Here is a 19,153-nt window from a genome sequence, read left to right on the forward strand (position 1 = left end):
ACATACAGATTCGTGGGGCAGACTCTAACGGGCCGTATGATTACCGCTGTCCACAATTCGACAGGGGTTCACGCTTGAACGGAAACGCGACGACGACGCACCGAAACGTCGCTCTGTTGTCGGTCGCGAGTCTCTTGGCGCCGCTCATCACGACGTCGGAAGAGATCGACCGACGTCTGAAGCCGGTGTTGACGCGCCTCAAACTGCCCACCGGGCTGCTCCAGCGGGTTGCCGGAGTGTATGAGCGCCGCAACTGGGGGCCGAACGAGACCTTCGACGACGCCGCGGTCAAGGCCGGCAAGATCGCCCTGCGCGAGGCCGGCATCAAGCCGAGCGACGTGGGCCTGCTCATCAATACCTCGGTCACGCGCAAGCACCTCGAACCCTCCGTCGCCGTGCGTATCCACCACGGACTCGGCTTGCCGTCGTCGGCGATCAACTTCGACATCGCCAACGCCTGCCTCGGCTTCGTCAACGGCATGACGCTCGCCGCCCAGCTCATCGACAGCGGTCAGATCAAGTACGCCGTGATCATCGACGGCGAGGACGCCGACGAGATCCAGACCAACACGATCGACCGCCTCGGGCGCCCCGGCATCAAGCGCAAAGACTTCATGAGTGAGTTCGCGAGCCTCACCCTCGGTTCCGGCGCTGCCGCTGCCGTGCTCGGCCCAGCGGATGCCCACCCCGCCGGGCACCGCATCCTCGGCGGGGTCACCCGCGCGGCCACCCAGTTCAACGGACTGTGCGTTGGCAGCGTCGACGGCATGTTCACCGACGCCAAGGCGCTGCTCAAGGGCGGCATGGAACTGGTCGTCTCGGCCTGGACCGAGGCCAAGCGCGACTGGAGCTGGTCGAACATGGACCGCTACATCGTGCATCAGGTCTCGGACGTGCACACCAACGCGATCGTCAAGGCCACCGGCATGGACAAGGCGAAGGTGCCGCTGACCTATCCGACGCTTGGCAACGTCGGCCCGGCGTCGATTCCGATCACGCTCTCCCAGGAGGCGTCGAAGCTCAAACCGGGCAACCGGGTGCTCCTGATGGGTGTCGGCTCGGGCCTCAACACCGCCATGATGGAACTCGTCTGGTGAGAGTCGCCGCCCGACACCACCCTCGCCTCCTGCGAGATGCCAACTTCGGCCCCATGAACTGTGCAACCGCCCATGACATGCCACTTTCGGCCCCATGGAACGGCGCCAAGGGGCCGAAGTTGGCTCCTCGTGAAAACCAAGGGGCCGAAAGTGGCTTCTCGGGCTCAAAAGGAGTGTGACCGAGATTCGTGCAACCGCAGCTTCCCGTCTTCCGCGCACGCGGCTGGTCGTGGCGACCCTGCCGCCGTCCGGGCTGGCCGGGCTGAAACCCGAGTGGTCGCGCCTGGTCGAGGTCGCCGAGAGCGGGTCTGCCGCGTCTCACGGCTGGCACCTGCTCGACAATGGGCCGCAGCTCGACGCGCTCGGCGTGGTTCCGGTCGGAACTATCTTGTGCGTGCACGGCAACCCGACCTGGTCGTACCTCTGGCGAGGCCTGCTGGCTGCAGCAACGGATGCAGCACAGTCGGGCGCGCCGGCCTGGCGCGTGATCGCTGTCGATCAGCTCGACATGGGCTTCTCCGCGCGCACCGGCAGTGCTGCTCGTGCTGGCGCAACCGGCCGCCAGCACGCAGGCACTGGAGGGTTTCGCCCACTCGCCCGCCGGGTGCGGGACCTCGGCGACCTCACGGACGCCCTCGAACTCGTCGGCCCGGTGATCACCCTCGGTCACGACTGGGGCGGAGTGGTCTCGCTCGGCTGGGCCGTCGACCATCCCGAACTGCTGGCCGGCGTTATGCTGCTGAACACCGCGGTGCATCAGCCCGCCGGCGACAAGATTCCGGCGCCCCTGCGTCTCGCGCTCGGGCGCGGAATCCTGGGACCTGCGACCGTCGCGACGCCCGCGTTCCTGGCCACGACGTTGGCTCTCGCGCATCCGCCGTTGTCGCCCGAGGTGAAGCGGGGCTACCGCGCGCCGTACCTAACCGGCGATCGCCGCGGCGGCATCGGCGGGTTCGTCGCCGATATTCCGGTCGCTCTCGAGCACGAGAGCCGGCCGGAACTCGACCGCATCGCCGAGGCCGTGCGCTCACTCGCGGTGCCCGCGCTGCTGCTCTGGGGCCCCCGGGACCCGATCTTCAGCGACCGATACCTCGACGACCTGGTCGAACGGATGCCGCACGCTCGCGTTCACCGGTTCGAGGGTGCCGGGCATCTACTCGCCGAGGACGCGGACTATGCCGCGGCCGCGCTGCTCTGGCTCGGGGATGCCGTAGCTGACAGGCTCCTCGACTCGGTTCGCGCCGGTGCGTCGCGTTCCCGGAATGGCGATCTCAACAAGCTCGATCAGCGTATGGGGGCGCCCGGCGAGCTGTCCGCCGCTACGCCGGGATTCGCGCCTGAGCCTGCTTCGGCGGCCGCACCATCTCCGTTGGTCGAGCCCGTCTTTGGCGGGCCGGCGGCCGCGTGGGAAGCCGCGGGGACGCATCCGCTCTGGCACTACCTCGACGTCCTCGAGGACTCCGACGAAACTGCCCTCGTCGACATGCAGCCGGCCCCGCGCACCGTCAGCTGGCGGCTGCTCTCGCGGCGCGTGCGCCAGATCGCGGCCGGCCTCGTGCACATCGGCGTCACACCCGGCGACCGTGTCTCCCTCCTCGTGCCGCCGAGCGCCGACCTCACCGCGGTGCTCTACGCCTGCGTGCGCATCGGCGCGATCGTCGTCGTAGCGGATTCCGGCCTCGGCCTTCCCGGCCTCACCCGCGCCGTGCGCGGCGCCCGCCCGGACTTCGTGATCGGGGCTGCTCCCGGCCTCATGGCCGCGCGCGCACTCGGCTGGCCAGGGCGCAAGATCTCGGTCGCCCGCTTTCCGGCCCCGATGGCACGGCTGCTGAGCATCGAGCACACCCTGGCCGAGCTGATTCAGCTGGGCCAGGCCCGACTCGAAGCCGGCGACTTGCTCCCGACCGAACCCGCGCCAAATGATGCGGCCGCCGTGCTGTTCACCTCCGGATCGACCGGACCGGCCAAGGGCGTCGTCTACACCCACGGGCAGCTCTCCGCCGTGAGTCGTGCCCTCTTTCTGCAGTACGGCGTTGGCGTCGGTACCGGCCTCGTCGCCGGATTCGCCCCGTTCGCCCTGCTCGGCCCGGCGCTCGGGGCCCGCTCGGTCACCCCCGATATGGATGTCACGGCACCCAAAACCCTCACCGCCACTGCCGTTGCCGCCGCCGTTGCCGCGATCGACGCGACCGTCGTCTTTCTCTCGCCCGCGGCCCTCGTGAACGTCGTCGCCACCGCCGACGCGCTCACCCCCGCCGATCACGCCGCCCTCGCCGGGGTGCAGCGTTTTCTCTCGGCCGGCGCCCCCATCTCCGAGAGTCTGCTGGCCCAGGCCGCCGCGCTCATGCCGGGAGCGACCGCGCACACGCCCTACGGCATGACCGAGGGCCTGCTCATGGCCGACATCACGCTCGACGGCATTCGCGCCGCCGCCGCGAGTGTCGCCGACTCACCCAGAGTGGGTGCCGCGGCGGACGAGTCCGCCGGACTTCTCGAGACGGGCTCGACCAGCTCGACGAGTGTGGCCGTCCCGGCGGCAGGCGAGCAACGATCGGCTGTGAACCCGGCCGGGGGAGTCTGCGTCGGTGGGTCGACCGCGACCACGCGCATCCGGATCAGCGCGCTCGACGCGAGTGGGGCATCCGTTGGTGAACTCACGGAAGAGCCCGACGTGACCGGCGAGATCGTTGTGTCGGCGCCGCACGTCAAGGACCACTACGACCGGCTCTGGCTCACCGAGCGCGCCTCGCGGCGCGGTGCTGTGGCGGGCGAACGCTGGCATCGCACCGGTGACGTCGGCCACCTCGACGGTGCAGGCCGCCTCTGGGTGGAGGGCCGCATGCCGCACGTCATCGTGACGGCCGACGGCGTCACGACCCCGGTCGGGCCGGAGCAGCGCATCGAAACCCTGCCCGACGTTTTTCGGGCGGCCTTCGTCGGTGTCGGTCCGCTCGGCACACAGCAGCAGGTCGCCGTGATCGAAACGGTACCACCGGCCCGCCGGGTGCACCGAGCTGCAGAGCCCCTCGCTGCCGCAGTGCGCGCGGCCGTGGGCTCGCCGGTCGCCGCCGTGCTCGTTGTTCCCGGTCTGCCGACCGACATTCGGCACAACTCCAAGATCGACCGCAGCCGGCTGTCGCGCTGGGCCACCGGCATCCTCTCTGGCAGTCGCTGGTCTAAGCCATGAGGGGCGCGCCATGAGAGTGCTGGTGACGGGAGCCAGCGGCTTTCTCGGTCGGGCCGTCGCCGAGCACATCAGTGCGGCCGGGCACGAGGTACGCACCTTTCAGCGGCGGCCATCGGGCCTGACCGGCGTCGAAGACGTGCACGGCTCGATCACGACGGTCGCCGACACTCCGTATGCCGGGCTCGCCTATGCGGTCAGCGGTATGGACGCGGTCGTGCACCTCGCCGCGAAGGTGTCGCTCGCCGGTGACCCGGCCGAGTTTGAGGCGGTCAACGTTGGCGGCACCCGTACCGTTCTGCAGGCGTCGACGGATGCCGGCGTCTCCCGTTTCGTCTACGTCTCGTCGCCGTCGGTCGCCCACGCCGGTTCGTCGATCATGGGCTCTGACTCCCTGCCGGCGTCGCCGGAGCAGGCCCGCGGCGATTACGCCCGCACCAAGGCTCGGGCTGAACTGCTCGCGCTTGCGGCCGACGCCCCCGGATTCAGTGTGGTCGCCGTGCGGCCGCACCTGGTCTGGGGCCCCGGCGACACCCAGCTGATCGACCGGATCGTCGACCGCGTTCGCCGCGGACGGCTGCCGTTGCTCGGACACGGCGCGGCGCTCATCGACACGACGTATGTCGACAATGCGGCCTCGGCCATTCACGCAGCGCTCGAGGCCGCTGTCGCCGTTCACGGCCAGTCCTACGTGATCACCAACGGTGAACCGCGCCCGGTCGCTGAACTTCTCGCCGGAATCTGCGGGGCGGCCGGCGTGACCGCGCCGGCGTGGCGGGTGCCGGCATCCGCTGCCCGCGCTGCCGGTTCGATCATCGAGGCGATCTGGCAGCGGCGCCCCGGAGTCGACGAACCGCCGATGACCCGGTTTCTGGCCGAGCAGCTCTCGACCGCGCACTGGTTCGACCAGCGGCGCACCCGCGCCGACCTGAATTGGACCCCCGCGGTCTCCCTCGACGAGGGTTTCGAGCGCCTGGCCGCCCACTACCGCGCCGCCCGGTAACCTCCCGCCCGGATCTACTTTGGACGGGGCCCAGGCCCCGTCCACCGGCCCAGTTTATAAACTGGGCCCCGGGCTCGGGCCTGGGCCCCGTCCGTGTACGAGGCCGCTACGAGCGGATTCCGAGGGCCGCGCGCGCAAACGCGAGCGCCTCCTCGGGGGCAACGCCCAGTTGGCGCGCTTTGCCGGCGAACGCGGCGGCGGCCACCTGCACCTGTTGCTGGGCGGCATTGCCGCTCGCGGCGATGAAGGATCCGTTGCGGCCGCGCGTTTCGATGACCTCGTCACGCTCGAGCTCGCGGTAGGCGCGGGCCACAGTATTGGCGGCCAGCCCCAGGTCTTCGGCGAGCTTGCGCACGGTCGGCAGCTTGTCGCCCGGTGCGAGATCGCCCGACTGCACTGCGGCAAGCACCTGCACTCGTAACTGTTCGTACGGCGGCGTGGCCGAACGCGGATCGACCAGCAGCATCATGCCGAGGTCTTCGTTCGATTGTCCGCATCGGGCTGATCGTCGACGGCACCGCGCGCGCGGTGCCGGTCCAGTTCGACGGCCGTTTCGGGCCAGAGCCGCCGCAGGTAATGCGTCGTGTTGCGATTGCGCATGCTCGTCAGGCTCCAGCTCAGCAGCGCGACGAAAAGCACCGGGCCCATGATCGTGAACGAGCCGACCAGAATCTCGCCGATCGAGCCGCGCGCCGGCCGGTTGATCGCCTCGCTCAACGAGAGGAACAACACGCAGGAGCTGACGGCGGCGATGATCCCCGGAATCCCGACCAGGCTGCGCAGTGTGGTGCTGCGAAAGGCATCGCTCCAGGCCAGTTGAATGTAGGTTCCGGCCGGTTGACCGCGGCCGAGCAGGGCGTTTGCCGCCGCCCAGGTGACCAGGCTCGCGGCAGCCGCCAGGGCCAGCAACAGCCCCGCCGGCCAGAGAATCGTGCGCACCGAGACGTCATCGAACACCCGCTCCGGGTTGATCGCGATGACCCCGAGCACGGTAGCATAGCCGAGAGTAGCGAGGCCCAGCAGGCCCAGAGAGAACGCGCGGTCCAGCGGAGTAACGTAGTCGGCCAGCCCGGGGGAAGCGCTGCGCGCCAGCCGCGGCACCTCGGCTACCGGTGCGAACGCCGAGCGGGAATCGTTGCCGATGAGGGCGACCGTCGACCCGACCGTCATTGCGACCAAGACCACGAGCCCATTCCACGGGTTCTGACTGCCGTCCGTCAGAACCAGCAGCGCCACGCCCGGCACGAGCCCCACCATCGACCCGACGACCCCCGCGCGTTCGCGGCGATAGATCCGGCTCGACAGCTCGGGGACGATCTCTGGAACCAACGCGAGCCCGACCTGCTGGGAGTAGGCGTGCAGCATCCGCTTGCGTGGTTCGGCACGCGCGATATAGATCAGGCGGATGCCGAGTCCCGCCAGCATCAGCGCCGCAAAAACTGCTAAGACTGCTAATACTGGATCCACAAAACCCTCCCGTTGTGTGCGTTTTGTACCAGAGTAGCAATACAAAACTCCGGCCGCAAGGCCCGGCTCAGGAGTCGGAACGGCGATTCAGGGCATCGGTGACGAGGGTGAGGGCCTCGGCCGGGCTCACGCCGAGTTGCTCGATGCGGGCAGCGAATGCGTCGGCCGCTGCCTGGGCGTGCCGCTCGGCCGCATCACCGTTGGGTGCGATGAATGAACCGAACCGACCGCGCGTTTCAATCACGCTGTCACGCTCGAGTTCGCGATAGGCCCGGGCGACCGTGTTCGTGGCCAGACCGAGCTCAGCGGCGAGGGCCCGCACGGTCGGCAGGCGGGTATCGTGCTCCAGCTTACCGGAGCGCACGGCCGCAATGACCTGGCTGCGCAACTGTTCAAACGGCGGCGTGCTCGAGTGTGAATCAATGGCAATAAAGGAAGCGGGCACGGGACCCTCCGTTCAACGTTATGAGCAATTTTGCCTCGCTACAACGAATGCCGCAACACCATACCCACGGTACGTTCCCAGGGGATGTTTTCCGAGAGCGGGTGAACGGTTGCTTCAACATCACCGAAGCAACCGTTTCCCCGCTTTCGCGGGGCCGCGTAGGCTCGGGGCATGACCTTTCCGGCCGATCTCCCCGCCGAGCTCGCCGGGCTGGTGCCGACCTTAGTCGGCGTTCTGTTGCTGCTCGCGGTGGTCGCGACGGTGCTGCGGGTCTATCGCACACAGCATCCGTTCGCGCCGGCGCTCGCCCTGTTGCGTGGGACCCTGCAACTGGCCGCGATCAGTCTCATTCTCAGCGGCATCATCAATGAACCGCTCTGGGTCGGCGTCGGATTGCTCGTCATGTTCGCGGCGGCCGTCGGTACTGTCACCCGCCGTATCGGCTTCAGTCGCGCGCACCTGTTTCGCGTGGCTGCGGCGATGGCTCTCGGTGTGAGCGTCACTCTCGCCATCGTGTTCACGACCGGAGCGATCGAATTCTCACCACGCTACGTGCTCGCGATCGGCGGCATCATCATCGGCAATGCCATGTCGATCGCGACGCTCAGTGGTCGCCGCTTCTCCGAGGCGGTCGGCGATCACTGGGACGAAGTCGAGGGCTGGCTTGCGCTCGGGGCCACGCCGCGGCAATCCACGCGCGATCTGGCCAGGCAGGCCGTCTACTTCGCCATCATTCCGTCCACCGACCAGACCAAGACCACGGGGCTGGTCACGTTGCCGGGAGCGTTCGTCGGGGCGATTTTCGGTGGAGCTTCGCCGTTGGAGGCCGGACGCTTTCAGATCGTCGTGCTGGCCGGCATCCTCTGCGCTGGGTCAATTGCCGCGGTCACCCTGCTGCACCTGATCTCGCCGGTGCGTCAAAAGCCGGTCCCTTAGAACCTGGCTCGCGAAAGCGGGTGAGGTGTTGCTACTCGATTGAGCGATGGATGAGGCGTGACAGCACGATCGCACTCCGAGTGTGATCGACGTTGGGTGCCAGGCGCACCTTTTCGAGCGCCGCCTCGAGCCCCGGAATGTCCCGGGCTCGAATGTGCACCATGGCGTCGGCGCTGCCGGTGACGGTTCCCGCGTCGACGACCTCCGGCACGCCGGAGAGTATGCGCAGTAATTCGTCGGGCGCGACGGTGCCCCGGCAGAACAGCTCAACATAGGCTTCCGTGCTCATACCGTCGACCGCCGGGTCGACCTGAATCGTAAAGCTGCGAATCACCTTGTCGGCCACCAGGCGGTCGACGCGGCGTTTCACAGCGGATGCCGACAGTCCCACCACCGAGCCGATGTCACCATAGCCGGCGCGCGCGTTCTGGCGCAGCAGATCGAGAATGCTGTGGTCGAGGTTATCCATGGGGCGAGTCTAAGTGACGGCACTGCGCAAACTTGCGTCACGGTGGCAATTCTCGAAGATTTCTTGCGCAGATCAGCGTGAAACGTTGAATCATGCTGTGTGAGACTGAGGGTGGCGTCCCGGAACGATCAAGTGTGGTCGAGCCGGGCTCTCGTGAGCGACCTGGTCCGCCATCCACCCCGAGTTCCGTCGGCCCGAAGGCCCGCGGATCCCCGAAGGAGCCTCATGTCGATCAACTCAGCCACCCCCGTTCTGGCCGAAGAGCCCGCCGTTCCCGTGCGCATCGCCACCAAGCGCACCATTCTTATGTGCAAGCCGCAGTTCTTCACCGTGGTCTACCGCATCAACCCGTGGATGGACCCGGCGCTGCCCACCGACACCTCGCTCGCCGTGAAGCAGTGGCAGACCCTCTATGACGCCTACATCGGCCTCGGCTTCGATGTGCACCTGATCGACCCGATTGACGGCCTGCCCGACATGGTCTACGCGGCCAACGGCGGTTTCGTCATCGATAACCAGGCCTACGGAGCCAAATTCACCCATGTGCAGCGCCAGCCCGAAGGCCCCGCCTATATGGACTGGTTCGGCGCCAACGGCTTCGACGTGCGTGTACCCGTGGAGACCAACGAGGGCGAGGGCGATTTTCTGCTGGTCGGCGACGTCATCCTGGCCGGCACCGGCTTTCGCAGCGACTCGAACAGCCACGCTGAACTCTCGAATATCGCCGGCCGCCCGGTGATCACCCTGCGCCTGATCAACCCGAGTTTCTACCACCTCGACACCGCCGTGGCCGTGCTCGATGACACGAACATCGCCTACCTGCCGAGCGCCTTCGACGCGCCGAGCCTCGCCATTCTGCAGGAGCGCTACCCCGACGCCATCATCGTCACCGAAGAAGACGCCTCCATTCTCGGCCTCAACTCCTACTCCGACGGCTACAACGTCGTCATCGCCGCCCGCGCCAAAGACTTCGAACGCCAGCTGCGAGCTCGCGGCTACAACCCGATCGGCGTCGACCTGTCCGAACTGCTGCTCGGCGGCGGCGGCGTCAAATGCTGCACGCTCGAGCTGCGCCGATGACCGCCCCCACCAACCTGAAGGAGCACGACATGACGACGAATCTGACAGACGCACCCGCAGCATCCGTTTCGCCTGCAGCTACTGCCCTCATTGCCGAGGAAAGCGCGCACGCCGCGCACAACTATCACCCGCTGGAGGTCGTCGTCGCGACCGGCGACGGCGCCTGGGTAACGGATGTCGCCGGTCACCGCTACCTGGACTGCCTCGCCGCCTACTCCGCTGTGAACTTCGGCCACTCCAACCCGGTGCTGCTCGACGCTGCTCGTGCCCAGCTCGGCCGCATCACCCTCACCAGCCGGGCGTTCTACAACGACCAGCTCGGTCCGTTCGTGACCGCGCTCGCCGAACTGGCCGGCAAAGACATGGTTCTGCCCATGAACACCGGCGCCGAGGCCGTCGAATCCGGCATCAAGGTGGCCCGTGCCTGGGGCTACCGGGTCAAGGGCGTCGCGCCCGACCAGGCCAACATCATCGTGGCAGCCGGCAACTTTCACGGCCGCACCACCACCATCATCAGCTTCTCTGACGACGAGTCGGCCCGCGCCGGCTTCGGCCCGTTCACGCCCGGTTTTCGCACCGTGCCCTACGGCGATGCGGCCGCGCTCGAGGCCGCGATCGACGAGAACACCGTGGCCGTGCTGCTCGAACCGATCCAGGGTGAGGCCGGCATCGTCGTGCCGCCGGCGGCCTACCTGCCCGCAGTACGCGAGATCACCACGCGCCACAACGTATTGTTCATCGCCGACGAGATTCAGTCCGGCCTCGGCCGCACCGGCTCGACCTTCGCCTGCGACCTCGTGGGCGTCGTGCCCGACCTCTACCTGCTCGGCAAGGCCCTCGGCGGCGGCATCGTTCCCGTCTCCGCCGTCGTCGGCAACACCGACATTCTCGGTGTGCTGCACCCGGGCGAGCACGGCTCCACCTTCGGCGGCAACCCGCTCGCCGCAGCCGTCGGCCTGGCCGTCGTGAAGATTCTGGCCACCGGCGAATACCAGCAGCGCGCGACCGAACTCGGCGCGCGCCTGCACGCGGGCCTCGCCGAGCTCATCGGGCACGGCGTGATCGAAGTGCGCGGCGTCGGCCTCTGGGCCGGCATCGACATCGATCCGTCGCTCGCTCCGGGCCGCGTCGTCTGCGAGGCCCTCCTCGCCCGTGGCGTGCTCGCCAAGGACACGCACGGGTCGACCATCCGCCTGGCACCGCCGATCGTCGTCTCCGCCGAGGACGTGGACTGGGCCGTCGAGCAACTGCGTCTCGTGCTGGCCGACCTCGCGGCTGCGAAGTAGGCGCGCTCCCGGGCAGAACGCATGACCGCGCCCGATCTGGGTGCGCGCTACGCCGGTTACCGTAGCGCGCATCCGTGTTTGGGGCGCGATCGCGCGCCGGCCGCCAATAGCAGCGCGTGCGTTCTGCCGAAAGCGGATGCCCCCGCGTGACGGCCCGGCTCCACGCTGTGGCGGCCATAGGCTGAAGGGCATGTACACCGACCTGCCCGAAGCCGAACTCCGCGCCTATCGCAGTGGCCAGGCCGACCCGGCCGACTTCGATGCCTTCTGGGCCGAGACGCTCGCCGAGGCCGATCGGCATCCGCTTGATGTCACCGCCACGAAGGTCGACGCCGGTCTGGAAACGCTCGAAGTCTTCGACGTGACTTTCCCCGGGTTCGGTGGGCAGCCGATCAAGGCCTGGCTGCGAGTGCCCGCCGGCGCGCGTCGCCCGCTGCCGACCGTCGTGCAGTTTCACGGTTACGGCCGGGGACGCGGGCAGAGCTTCGAGAACCTACTGTGGGCATCCGCCGGGTTCGCGCATTTCGAGATGGACCTGCGCGGGCAGGGCTGGGGCGGTAGCACGGGCGACACGGTCGACGACGCCGGGAGTGGCCCGCAGGTACCCGGTTTCATGACGCGCGGCATCGACTCGCGTGAGACCTACTATTACCGCCGCGTTTTCACCGATGCCGTGCGCGCCGTCGCGGCGGCCCGCAGCCTGGCGCTCGTCGATGAAACCCGGGTGGGCCTGGTCGGCACCAGCCAGGGCGGCGGTATCGCGCTCGCCGTGGCTGGGCTCGTGCCCGACCTCGCCGCGGTCGTCGCGCGCGTACCGTTTCTGTGTGACTTTCCGCGGGCATCCGTCATCACCGACGCGCTGCCGTATCGGGAGCTCGGCCAGTACCTCGCCACCAACCGGCTCAAGGTAGTGCGGGTGCACGACGTGCTCGCCTACTTCGATGGCGTCAACTTCGCCAAGCGCGCGACGGCGCCGGTGACCATGACGGCCGCCCTGATGGACCCGATCTGCCCGCCGTCGACAGTGTTCGCGGCCTACAACAACTATGCCGGCCCAAAGCAGATCACCGTCTGGCCGCACAACGGCCACGAGGGCGGCGCCTGGGAAGACGACGCTCTCGCCCTGCGTGCGTTCCGCGAACACCTCGGCTAGGCCTTGTTGCCGGCATGGAGCGGCAGTACCATTTTGGTATGGCTATCAACGTGCGCATCCCGGAGGAACTCGACCGTCAACTTGAGGCACTCGCGACGGCGCAACACGTGTCGAAGCACGCGCTGCTCCTGCAGGGCGCAACCCTGATTGTCGACCGTTATTCGCGGCGCAACGAAATCGAATCCGGCCTGCAATTCGTGCTCACCCACGACGCCGAGTTGCTGCAGCGCCTCGAAGACGCGTGACCCAGTACCTGGAGGTCGCCGATGCGCTGCAGGTGACCGAGCGCTACGGCTTCTACGTGCGGGACGCTGGCCTGCTCGCGTCTGCACTCGCCCGGCCGTCGGCGTCCATGTTCGGAACGGATGCCTACGCGACCTTTGATCGAAAGGCCGCGGCCCTTCTCGAATCTCTCGTGCGCAATCATCCGCTGGTCGATGGAAACAAGCGCACAGGCTGGACCCTCATGGTGCTCTTTCTCTGGATCAACGGGTATGCCCACGATTTCACCACCGATGAGGGTTTCGATTTCGTGATTGGCGTCGCCGAAGGGGTCGTCGACCTCGACGAATCTGAAAAGCGGATCGCGGCGCATCGCGTCACGCGTTCGTAGCTCGCCGCCGACTGTCTGCGACTTACGAGACCGTCTTCCGTGGCGCAGGCTTCACCGGCGTGGTCGTGACGACAGCGGATGCACTCACCGACTCCTTGCGCACGGCCGGCTCCCGCACGGGAGCCTTGCGTGCCGGAGCAGCCGCGGCGGCGGCGACCAGGGGCGACACCACCGGCTGCAGCCGGGACAGCTGGGTCACGTGGCCCGGGTTCAACTCCTCGAGTGCATTCACGCCGAGCAGGCGCATGGTGCGCGTGATCTGCTCCGAGAGGATCGCAATGGTGCGGTCGACGCCCGCTTCACCGCCGGCCATGAGGCCGTAAAGGTAGGCGCGGCCGATCATCGTGTAGCGGGCGCCGAGCGCGACGGAGGCGACGATGTCGGCACCGCTCATGATGCCCGTGTCGAGGTGCACCTCGGTGTGGGCACCGACCTCGCGGGCGACCTGCGGCAGCAGGTGGAACGGAATCGGTGCACGGTCGAGCTGGCGACCGCCGTGGTTCGAGAGGGTGATGCCGTCAACGCCGAGGTCGACGAGGCGCTTGGCATCGTCCAAGTTCTGCACTCCCTTGACCACGATTTTTCCGGGCCACTGGGCCTTGATCCAAGCCAGATCGTCGAAGGTCACGGTCGCATCGAACATGGAGTCGATCAGTTCGCCGATGGTGCCGCTGGACCGGTCGAGGCTCGCAAAGGAGAGCGGCTCGGTGGTGAGAAAGTTGATCCACCATTCCGGTCGCGGGATGGCGTTGATGACCGTGCCGAGGGTGAGCGCTGGTGGAATCGAGAAGCCGTTGCGCTTGTCGCGCAGTCGGGCGCCGGCCACCGGCACATCGACCGTGACGAGCAGGGTGTCGAACCCGGCCTTTTTGGCTCGCTCGACCAGGGCCATCGACCGGTCGCGGTCCTTCCACATGTACAGCTGAAACCAGTTGCGGCCGGTGGGGTTGGCGGCCTTGACGTCTTCGATCGACGTCGTTCCCATGGTTGACAGAGCGAACGGAATGCCGGCCCGCCCGGCGGCGCGCGCCCCGGCGATTTCACCCTCGGTCTGCATCATGCGGGTGAAGCCGGTGGGCGCGATGCCGAACGGCTGCGAAACGGGGGCACCGAGCACGTCCCAGCTGGTGGACACGGTCGACACGTCGCGCAGAATGGCCGGATGAAACTCAATGTCTTCGAAACCCTGGCGGGCCCGGCCGAGTGAGATCTCGGCCTCCGCGGCACCCTCGGTGTAGTCGAAGGCGGCCTTCGGAGTGCGCCTTTTGGCGATCGCACGCAGGTCGGCGATCGTGAGGGCCGCGTCGAGGCGGCGCTTCTTCGCGTTGAGCTCCGGAGCCTTGAACTTCATCAGCGGTGCCAGGTCTTTGATCCTGGGGATACGTCGTTGAACCATGGTCGTCCTATCGTGTCGTGGGGCTGGCAGTGGTGGAAGTGAGATGGGTCTCGGCGTAGTACCCCGAGATGTGGGCGTGCACCGCGAGGCGGGCGGCATCCGCTTGACCGGCCAGAACGGCATTGAGAATGCCGCGATGCTCGAGCCTGAGACGAGCGGATGTTGCCGGCCAGCTCGCGAGGCCCGCCGCGCCCGCCCGCGCGTACCCCTCAATTGCGCTGCGGAGGCCGGCCATGGTCGCCGTGATGACCTGGTTGCCGTTCGCTTCGGCGAGCGAGAGATGGAACTGGGTGTCGAGGGCGAGGAATTCTGCTTCGGTGAGGGTCTCACTTTCCATCGCGGTGAGGATTTGCGCTGATTCGGTGAGGTCGACCTGGGCCTCGGCCAGTTCGGCGACGATTGATCCCTCCAGGATGAGGCGGGTTTTGACCACGTCCGCGACCTCAAAGCCCTGGGCCGCAACCTGCAGGCGCATGAGCGCCGACATGCCGCCGCCGGGGCGGGCGACGATGATCGCGCCGGCCGAGGGCCCCGAGCCGACGGCGGTGCGAATGAGCCCGAGCACCTCGAGCACCCGCAGCGCTTCGCGCACGCTGGACCGGCCGACGCCGAGATCTGCTGCCAGGGTGCGCTCTGGCGGGAGGTGATCGCCCGGGCTCAGGCGACCCTCGAGCAGGTCGAGCTCCACGGCGTCGAGCACGATCTGCCAGGCGCGCGGGGTGATCTCGGTCATGCTGTCCTCTTGATCTCGTGTGGTCTGACCACAGAGTACACGATTTTCTCGCGGATTGCGGATACAGTTTCAGCCAACCCGGGAGAGACCATGACCCCTGCACCCCAGCTCATCGACTTGAAACTGCCCGACGGGCCGGGTGGCAGCGCCGGCCTGAAAGCCGTGCTCGCGATCCCGGCCGGCGATGGCCCCTGGCCCGGAGTCGTGCTCGTGCATGAGGCGTTCGGCCTCACCGACGTGATGCGCCACCAGGCCGTCAGAATGGCCGAGGCCGGCTACCTGGCGCTCATGCCCGACCTCTTCACCGAGGGCGGAACCCGCAAGTGCCTCGTCGGCACCTTTCGTGCCCTGTCGGCCGGTGCCGGCCGGGCTTTCGTCGACATCGAGTCGGCGCGCGTGTTTTTGAGTGAACGCGGCGACTGCACCGGACGCATCGGTGTTCTCGGTTTCTGCATGGGTGGCGGGTTCGCCCTCGCCACGGCGACGCGCGGCTTCGACGTCTCCTCGGTCAACTATGGTCGGCTCCCGAAAGACCTGGACGATCACCTGTTCGGCGCCTGCCCGATCGTCGGCAGCTTCGGCGGCGCGGACCGCTCTCTGGTCGGCGCGGCAGCCGCCCTCGATTCATCCCTGGCGAGGCTGGGCATCGAGCACGACGTTAAGGAATACCCGGGTGCCGGCCACGCCTTTCTCAACGATGCCGAGACCGGGCCGCGGATGCTGCGCCCGATGCTGAAGCGCATTCTCGGTGCCGGCCCCGACCCGGTGGCCGCCGCCGACGCGTGGACGCGTATCGAGGCGTTCTTCGGCGAACACCTTGGGGCGTCACAGAAGCCCTGACCTGGCTGGCGGCTGGTAGCCTCCAACAGACCCAAGGGGACCCCATCGCCAAACGCTCGACCATTATCGCCATCGTCACCGTCGCATCCGTTGTCACCATCGGCGGCGTGGCCACCGCGCTCGCGCTGACACCGCAAACCGGCTCCGACACCACGCTCACCCTGCGCGTCTGGGACGAGCAGGTCGCGCAGTCCTACGAAACGTCGTTCGCGGCGTTCGAAGAAGCCAACCCGGGCATCGACGTGGCGGTGAACGTCGTGCCGTGGGCCGACTACTTCACCAAGCTGCGCGTTGACGTGGCCGGCGAGACCGCCGACGACGTGTTTTGGGTGAACGCCGGCAACTTCGCCGACTATGCCGTCAACGGTAACCTCGTAAATGTAACGGATGCCCTTGGCGAGGCCGCGCAGACCAACTGGCAGCCCAGCGTCATCGGTCAGTACACCCTGAACGGCGCGCTCTGGGGAGTGCCCCAGCTCGCCGACCCCGGCATCGGGCTGTATTACAACGAAGAACTCCTGTCGGTGGCCGGCATCGACCCGGCCACCGTCGGTGAACTGCATTGGGATCCCGCCGCCGGCGAGGACACCCTGCTGCCGGTGCTGCAGAAACTCACCGTCGACGCCAACGGCAACACCGCCGACAGCGCGGCCTTCGACCCCGCGCAGATCGTGCAGTACGGCTACAACGCGGCCAACGACCTCAACGCCATCTACCTCAACTATCTCGGCTCGAACGGGTCAGCGTTGCAAGACGGCGACGAGTTCGTGTTCGACACCGCCGAAGGCGCCGCGGCCTTTCAGTACGTGATCGACCTGATGAACAAGTACCACGTGGCCCCGTCGGCCGCCGACACCAACCTCAACGGCGACTTCGCACTCGACCAGTTTCTGCAGGGCAAGATGGCCCTGTTCCAGAGCGGCGTCTACAACCTCAGCAACGTGAACGAGGGGGCCGGCTTCGACTGGGGTGTGGCCGCGATTCCGTCTGGACCGTCCGGGGCGATCAGCGTCACCAACGGCGTCGTGGCCGCCGGCAATGCCGACTCGAAGCATCCGGAACAAACCCAAAAACTGCTGGAGTGGCTCGGCAGTACCGAGGGTAGTGCGGCGATCGGCGCCGACGGCTCGGCGTCGCCGGCCGTCATCGGTGCGCAGGCCAGCTATGTCGCGTCGTGGCAGGAGCAGGGCATCGACGTGAACGCGTTCATCGACGTGCTCGCCAACGGCAGTGTGCAGGCGCCGCAGGGCGCGAAGTGGGCCGAGGCCTCCGACGCGTTCGAGTCGACCTTCGCCGAGATGTTCCTCGGCCGCATTCCCGTCGATGAGGCGTTGCGCACCGCGCAGGAAGCGGCCAACGCGGCCGTCGCCGGCTGAGCGGCGGCTAACTCGTCAACACGACGTTGAGCGGGGTCTCGCCGCGCAGCATCCGCTCGATTTGCGCGCGCACTAGGCGGGCCATGCGCGGCAGCATGGCGCTCGACGCGCCGCCGACGTGCGGGGTGATGAGCACATTCGGCAGTGCGAAGAGCGGATGCCCCTCCGGCAGCGGTTCGGGGCTGGTCACGTCGAGGGCGAGCCTGAGGCGGCCGCTGCTCGCATGCGCGAGCAGCGCTTCCGTGTCGGCGACCGCACCGCGAGCGATGTTCACGAGCAGGCTTCCGTCACGCATTTGGGCCAGGAATGCATCGTCAACCAGGTTCGTCGTCTCGGCCGTGAGCGGAACACCGACGACCACAATATCGGCCTGGGGCAGGAGTTCGGGCAGGGACTCGAAGCCGTAGATGTTGCCGCGCTCGTCACTGCGAGCCGTGCGGGCGACGCGGATCACCGTGGTTTCGAAGGCGAGCAGCCGACTCTCGATAGCGTGGCCGACACCGCCGTAGCCGAGCAGCAGCACGGTGCGGTCGGCGAGGCTGGCGTGCTGCGCGGGCGCCCACTCGCCGGCGTCCGCGGCGCGCACGAAATCGGGAATGCCGCGCTGCGAGGCCAGGATGAGGGCGAGGGTGAGTTCGGCCGTGGAGGTTTCATGCACGCTCGCGGCGTTCGCGAACACGTGCCCGGCAGGCAGTACCCGGTCGACGCCGTCGTAGCCGATGGACTGGCTCTGCACCAAACCGGCATCGACGCCGGCGAGATGCGCGAGCCGGTCGGTCTTACCCATGTACGGCGTGACAACGAGGTCGAACCGGGGTCGTGGCGACGGTCCGTCGAGCGCCCACTCCACTACCTCAACGCCGTCGGGCAGTTCCCCGACCGCCTCGCGCAGTACGGAGTCGGGCAGGCTGACCAGCAGTGAGTTCATCTCCCGAGCCTACTTTGCCCCGCTCTCTCTGGACGGGGCCTGGGCCCCGTCCCCGGGCCCAGTTTATAAACTGGGCCCACGGACGGGGCCTGGGCCCCGTCCCGGTTAAAGCCCTCGCCTCGCGGTGTCGAGCACGGGCTGGGGCGCCAGCGGGCGGGACGGCCGCAGCGTGCTCAGCGCCACACCCGCGAACACGATCACGCCGCCGACGAGCTGCGTCGTGGTCAGCTGGGCGCCGAGCACGACGGCGATGACCACCGTGAACACCGTGATCAGGTTGAGAAACAGGCCGGCCCGACCCGGCGGAATGCTCTTGAGCGCAGCGTTCCACAGCACGTAGGAGCCGATCGAGGGAAAAATCGCGATGAAGATCACGGCCCAGCCGATGGCGGCATCCGCTGGCCAGCGCACCCCACCGAGCAAGGCGACCGGCGCGAGCAGCACCGCGACGAAGGTGCCTTGCAGGGCCGTGGCCGTGATCGGCGGCACTGGCAGCCCGCGACCGACGATCGTATAGAGGCTCCACACCACGATCGCGCCAACCATGAGCAGGTCGCCCGTGTTGGGTGTGCGCGTGAAAACGGATGCGATCGCACCGCTGGTGATGATCAGCACCACTCCCACCAGCCCCAGTGCCAGCCCGGCAATACCTCGCCAGCCGATGCGTTCGCGCAGCAGAACCGCCGCGAGCACCACCATCACGGCCGGATTCGCGGCGTTGATGAGCGACGCGGATTGCGGCGTCGTGTACTGCAGGGCGGTGTAGAGCAGCAGATTGTAGCCGCCAACGCCGAGGGCTGCGAGCAGCAGCAGCCGGGGCCAGTGGCGTAGTACCCGGGCCCAGTTCGGGCGCTCGACCACTTGGGCGAGGATCAGCAGCGGAATGCAGGCGAGCAGCCAGCGCAGCCAGGTTAGCTCAACGGGGGAGAGGGTCTGCACGGCGATTCCGCCGACGATGTAGTTGCCGGCCCAGAGCAGGGTGGCGACGATGAGGGCAATGGTGGCCTTCATGCGCGCGTTCGGGTGGTGAGAGTGGTCATGACCTGCCTGGTGTTCGAAGAGGGTCTGCCCTTCGACCCTAGCTCGTCCCGCGCTGGCCCTCAGTGGACAACTTCGAGGGGTGTCGATCGCGCCGCACCCCTCGAAG

At 67.7% G+C, this 19,153-nt stretch carries 19 protein-coding genes; 11 read left to right on the forward strand and 8 right to left on the reverse strand.

Features of this window, described 5'->3' with window-relative positions; genetic code table 11:
- Positions 1-74 precede the first annotated feature (74 nt).
- The 3 genes from CXY77_RS05065 to CXY77_RS05075 all read left to right on the forward strand — a co-directional run bounded on the left by CXY77_RS05065 (position 75) and on the right by CXY77_RS05075 (position 5,284).
- Entirely contained in the window at positions 75-1,097 is a 1,023-nt protein-coding gene (locus CXY77_RS05065; protein WP_092338637.1) for a 3-oxoacyl-ACP synthase III, read from the forward strand.
- 175 nt (positions 1,098-1,272) lie between these two features.
- Positions 1,273-4,284, forward strand: a complete 3,012-nt coding sequence (locus tag CXY77_RS05070) for an alpha/beta fold hydrolase (RefSeq protein WP_233197245.1) — start codon at positions 1,273-1,275, stop codon at positions 4,282-4,284.
- A 10-nt stretch (positions 4,285-4,294) separates the two neighbouring features.
- Entirely contained in the window at positions 4,295-5,284 is a 990-nt protein-coding gene (locus tag CXY77_RS05075) for an NAD(P)-dependent oxidoreductase (protein WP_092338639.1), read from the forward strand.
- 106 nt (positions 5,285-5,390) lie between these two features.
- Here the strand turns inward: CXY77_RS05075 and CXY77_RS05080 are convergent, their stop codons facing one another.
- From CXY77_RS05080 to CXY77_RS05090, 3 genes are all read right to left on the reverse strand, one after another.
- Positions 5,391-5,753: a GntR family transcriptional regulator gene (locus CXY77_RS05080; protein WP_338061538.1), complete on the reverse strand. Its 363-nt coding sequence runs from the start codon at positions 5,751-5,753 to the stop codon at positions 5,391-5,393.
- On the reverse strand, positions 5,750-6,751 hold the full coding sequence (locus CXY77_RS05085; RefSeq protein WP_134505228.1) for a hypothetical protein: 1,002 nt from the start codon (positions 6,749-6,751) through the stop codon (positions 5,750-5,752). Before CXY77_RS05085 ends, CXY77_RS05080 begins: the two co-directional genes overlap by 4 nt.
- A gap of 67 nt (positions 6,752-6,818) precedes the next feature.
- The gene (locus CXY77_RS05090; RefSeq protein WP_092338643.1) at positions 6,819-7,196 is read right to left on the reverse strand and encodes a GntR family transcriptional regulator; all 378 of its coding nucleotides are present in this window, start codon (positions 7,194-7,196) and stop codon (positions 6,819-6,821) included.
- A 171-nt stretch (positions 7,197-7,367) separates the two neighbouring features.
- Here CXY77_RS05090 and CXY77_RS05095 point away from each other — a divergent pair, with 171 nt between their 5' ends.
- Positions 7,368-8,132 carry an ABC transporter permease gene (locus CXY77_RS05095; protein WP_104089855.1) on the forward strand — a complete coding sequence of 255 codons (765 nt, stop codon included), beginning with the start codon at positions 7,368-7,370 and terminating at the stop codon, positions 8,130-8,132.
- 31 nt (positions 8,133-8,163) lie between these two features.
- Here CXY77_RS05095 and CXY77_RS05100 read toward each other — a convergent pair whose 3' ends face one another.
- The gene (locus CXY77_RS05100) at positions 8,164-8,601 is read right to left on the reverse strand and encodes an Lrp/AsnC family transcriptional regulator (protein ID WP_092106650.1); all 438 of its coding nucleotides are present in this window, start codon (positions 8,599-8,601) and stop codon (positions 8,164-8,166) included.
- A gap of 225 nt (positions 8,602-8,826) precedes the next feature.
- Here CXY77_RS05100 and ddaH point away from each other — a divergent pair, with 225 nt between their 5' ends.
- The 5 genes from ddaH to CXY77_RS05125 all read left to right on the forward strand — a co-directional run bounded on the left by ddaH (position 8,827) and on the right by CXY77_RS05125 (position 12,733).
- Entirely contained in the window at positions 8,827-9,681 is an 855-nt protein-coding gene (gene ddaH, locus CXY77_RS05105) for a dimethylargininase (protein ID WP_092338647.1), read from the forward strand.
- A 29-nt stretch (positions 9,682-9,710) separates the two neighbouring features.
- Positions 9,711-10,967 carry an ornithine--oxo-acid transaminase gene (rocD, locus tag CXY77_RS05110; RefSeq protein ID WP_092338818.1) on the forward strand — a complete coding sequence of 419 codons (1,257 nt, stop codon included), beginning with the start codon at positions 9,711-9,713 and terminating at the stop codon, positions 10,965-10,967.
- A gap of 190 nt (positions 10,968-11,157) precedes the next feature.
- Positions 11,158-12,120 carry an acetylxylan esterase gene (locus CXY77_RS05115; protein WP_104129770.1) on the forward strand — a complete coding sequence of 321 codons (963 nt, stop codon included), beginning with the start codon at positions 11,158-11,160 and terminating at the stop codon, positions 12,118-12,120.
- Positions 12,121-12,158: 38 nt separating this feature from the next.
- Positions 12,159-12,365 carry a toxin-antitoxin system HicB family antitoxin gene (locus CXY77_RS05120; RefSeq protein ID WP_233197246.1) on the forward strand — a complete coding sequence of 69 codons (207 nt, stop codon included), beginning with the start codon at positions 12,159-12,161 and terminating at the stop codon, positions 12,363-12,365.
- Complete coding sequence (locus CXY77_RS05125; RefSeq protein WP_092338650.1) at positions 12,362-12,733, forward strand: type II toxin-antitoxin system death-on-curing family toxin; 372 nt, start codon at positions 12,362-12,364, stop codon at positions 12,731-12,733. Before CXY77_RS05120 ends, CXY77_RS05125 begins: the two co-directional genes overlap by 4 nt.
- 22 nt (positions 12,734-12,755) lie before the next feature.
- Here CXY77_RS05125 and CXY77_RS05130 read toward each other — a convergent pair whose 3' ends face one another.
- Both CXY77_RS05130 and CXY77_RS05135 read right to left on the reverse strand, forming a co-directional pair.
- Positions 12,756-14,129 carry an alpha-hydroxy acid oxidase gene (locus tag CXY77_RS05130; RefSeq protein WP_104089852.1) on the reverse strand — a complete coding sequence of 458 codons (1,374 nt, stop codon included), beginning with the start codon at positions 14,127-14,129 and terminating at the stop codon, positions 12,756-12,758.
- Positions 14,130-14,136: 7 nt separating this feature from the next.
- Complete coding sequence (locus CXY77_RS05135; RefSeq protein WP_104129771.1) at positions 14,137-14,862, reverse strand: FadR/GntR family transcriptional regulator; 726 nt, start codon at positions 14,860-14,862, stop codon at positions 14,137-14,139.
- A 90-nt stretch (positions 14,863-14,952) separates the two neighbouring features.
- Between CXY77_RS05135 and CXY77_RS05140 the strand changes: the two genes are divergently transcribed.
- Both CXY77_RS05140 and CXY77_RS05145 read left to right on the forward strand, forming a co-directional pair.
- Positions 14,953-15,702: a dienelactone hydrolase family protein gene (locus tag CXY77_RS05140; protein ID WP_104129772.1), complete on the forward strand. Its 750-nt coding sequence runs from the start codon at positions 14,953-14,955 to the stop codon at positions 15,700-15,702.
- The gene (locus CXY77_RS05145) at positions 15,645-17,078 is read left to right on the forward strand and encodes a sugar ABC transporter substrate-binding protein (RefSeq protein ID WP_233197247.1); all 1,434 of its coding nucleotides are present in this window, start codon (positions 15,645-15,647) and stop codon (positions 17,076-17,078) included. The genes CXY77_RS05140 and CXY77_RS05145 overlap by 58 nt, the downstream gene beginning before the upstream one ends.
- 7 nt (positions 17,079-17,085) lie before the next feature.
- Here CXY77_RS05145 and CXY77_RS05150 read toward each other — a convergent pair whose 3' ends face one another.
- Both CXY77_RS05150 and CXY77_RS05155 read right to left on the reverse strand, forming a co-directional pair.
- Positions 17,086-18,006 (reverse strand): 2-hydroxyacid dehydrogenase, encoded by a 921-nt coding sequence (locus CXY77_RS05150; RefSeq protein ID WP_092338658.1) that lies wholly within the window; start codon positions 18,004-18,006, stop codon positions 17,086-17,088.
- A gap of 105 nt (positions 18,007-18,111) precedes the next feature.
- A complete protein-coding gene (locus CXY77_RS05155) occupies positions 18,112-19,017 on the reverse strand; it encodes a DMT family transporter (RefSeq protein ID WP_104129773.1) in 906 nt (301 codons plus the stop codon).
- Positions 19,018-19,153: the final 136 nt, after the last annotated feature.

Origin of the sequence: Cryobacterium sp. N21 (assembly GCF_002929575.1) — a bacterium.
In the GTDB taxonomy this organism is placed as follows: domain Bacteria; phylum Actinomycetota; class Actinomycetes; order Actinomycetales; family Microbacteriaceae; genus Cryobacterium; species Cryobacterium flavum.

Excerpts from the sequence above, each read along its gene's own strand:
- CXY77_RS05075 (WP_092338639.1), top strand. The coding sequence starts at position 4,295 with ATGAGAGTGCTGGTGACGGGAGCCAGCGGCTTTCTCGGTCGGGCCGTC.
- CXY77_RS05080 (WP_338061538.1), bottom strand. The coding sequence starts at position 5,753 with ATGATGCTGCTGGTCGATCCGCGTTCGGCCACGCCGCCGTACGAACAG.
- CXY77_RS05095 (WP_104089855.1), top strand. The coding sequence starts at position 7,368 with ATGACCTTTCCGGCCGATCTCCCCGCCGAGCTCGCCGGGCTGGTGCCG.
- CXY77_RS05100 (WP_092106650.1), bottom strand. The coding sequence starts at position 8,601 with ATGGATAACCTCGACCACAGCATTCTCGATCTGCTGCGCCAGAACGCG.
- ddaH (WP_092338647.1), top strand. The coding sequence starts at position 8,827 with ATGTCGATCAACTCAGCCACCCCCGTTCTGGCCGAAGAGCCCGCCGTT.
- rocD (WP_092338818.1), top strand. The coding sequence starts at position 9,711 with ATGACGACGAATCTGACAGACGCACCCGCAGCATCCGTTTCGCCTGCA.
- CXY77_RS05115 (WP_104129770.1), top strand. The coding sequence starts at position 11,158 with ATGTACACCGACCTGCCCGAAGCCGAACTCCGCGCCTATCGCAGTGGC.
- CXY77_RS05120 (WP_233197246.1), top strand. The coding sequence starts at position 12,159 with ATGGCTATCAACGTGCGCATCCCGGAGGAACTCGACCGTCAACTTGAG.
- CXY77_RS05130 (WP_104089852.1), bottom strand. The coding sequence starts at position 14,129 with ATGGTTCAACGACGTATCCCCAGGATCAAAGACCTGGCACCGCTGATG.
- CXY77_RS05135 (WP_104129771.1), bottom strand. The coding sequence starts at position 14,862 with ATGACCGAGATCACCCCGCGCGCCTGGCAGATCGTGCTCGACGCCGTG.
- CXY77_RS05140 (WP_104129772.1), top strand. The coding sequence starts at position 14,953 with ATGACCCCTGCACCCCAGCTCATCGACTTGAAACTGCCCGACGGGCCG.
- CXY77_RS05150 (WP_092338658.1), bottom strand. The coding sequence starts at position 18,006 with ATGAACTCACTGCTGGTCAGCCTGCCCGACTCCGTACTGCGCGAGGCG.
- CXY77_RS05155 (WP_104129773.1), bottom strand. The coding sequence starts at position 19,017 with ATGAAGGCCACCATTGCCCTCATCGTCGCCACCCTGCTCTGGGCCGGC.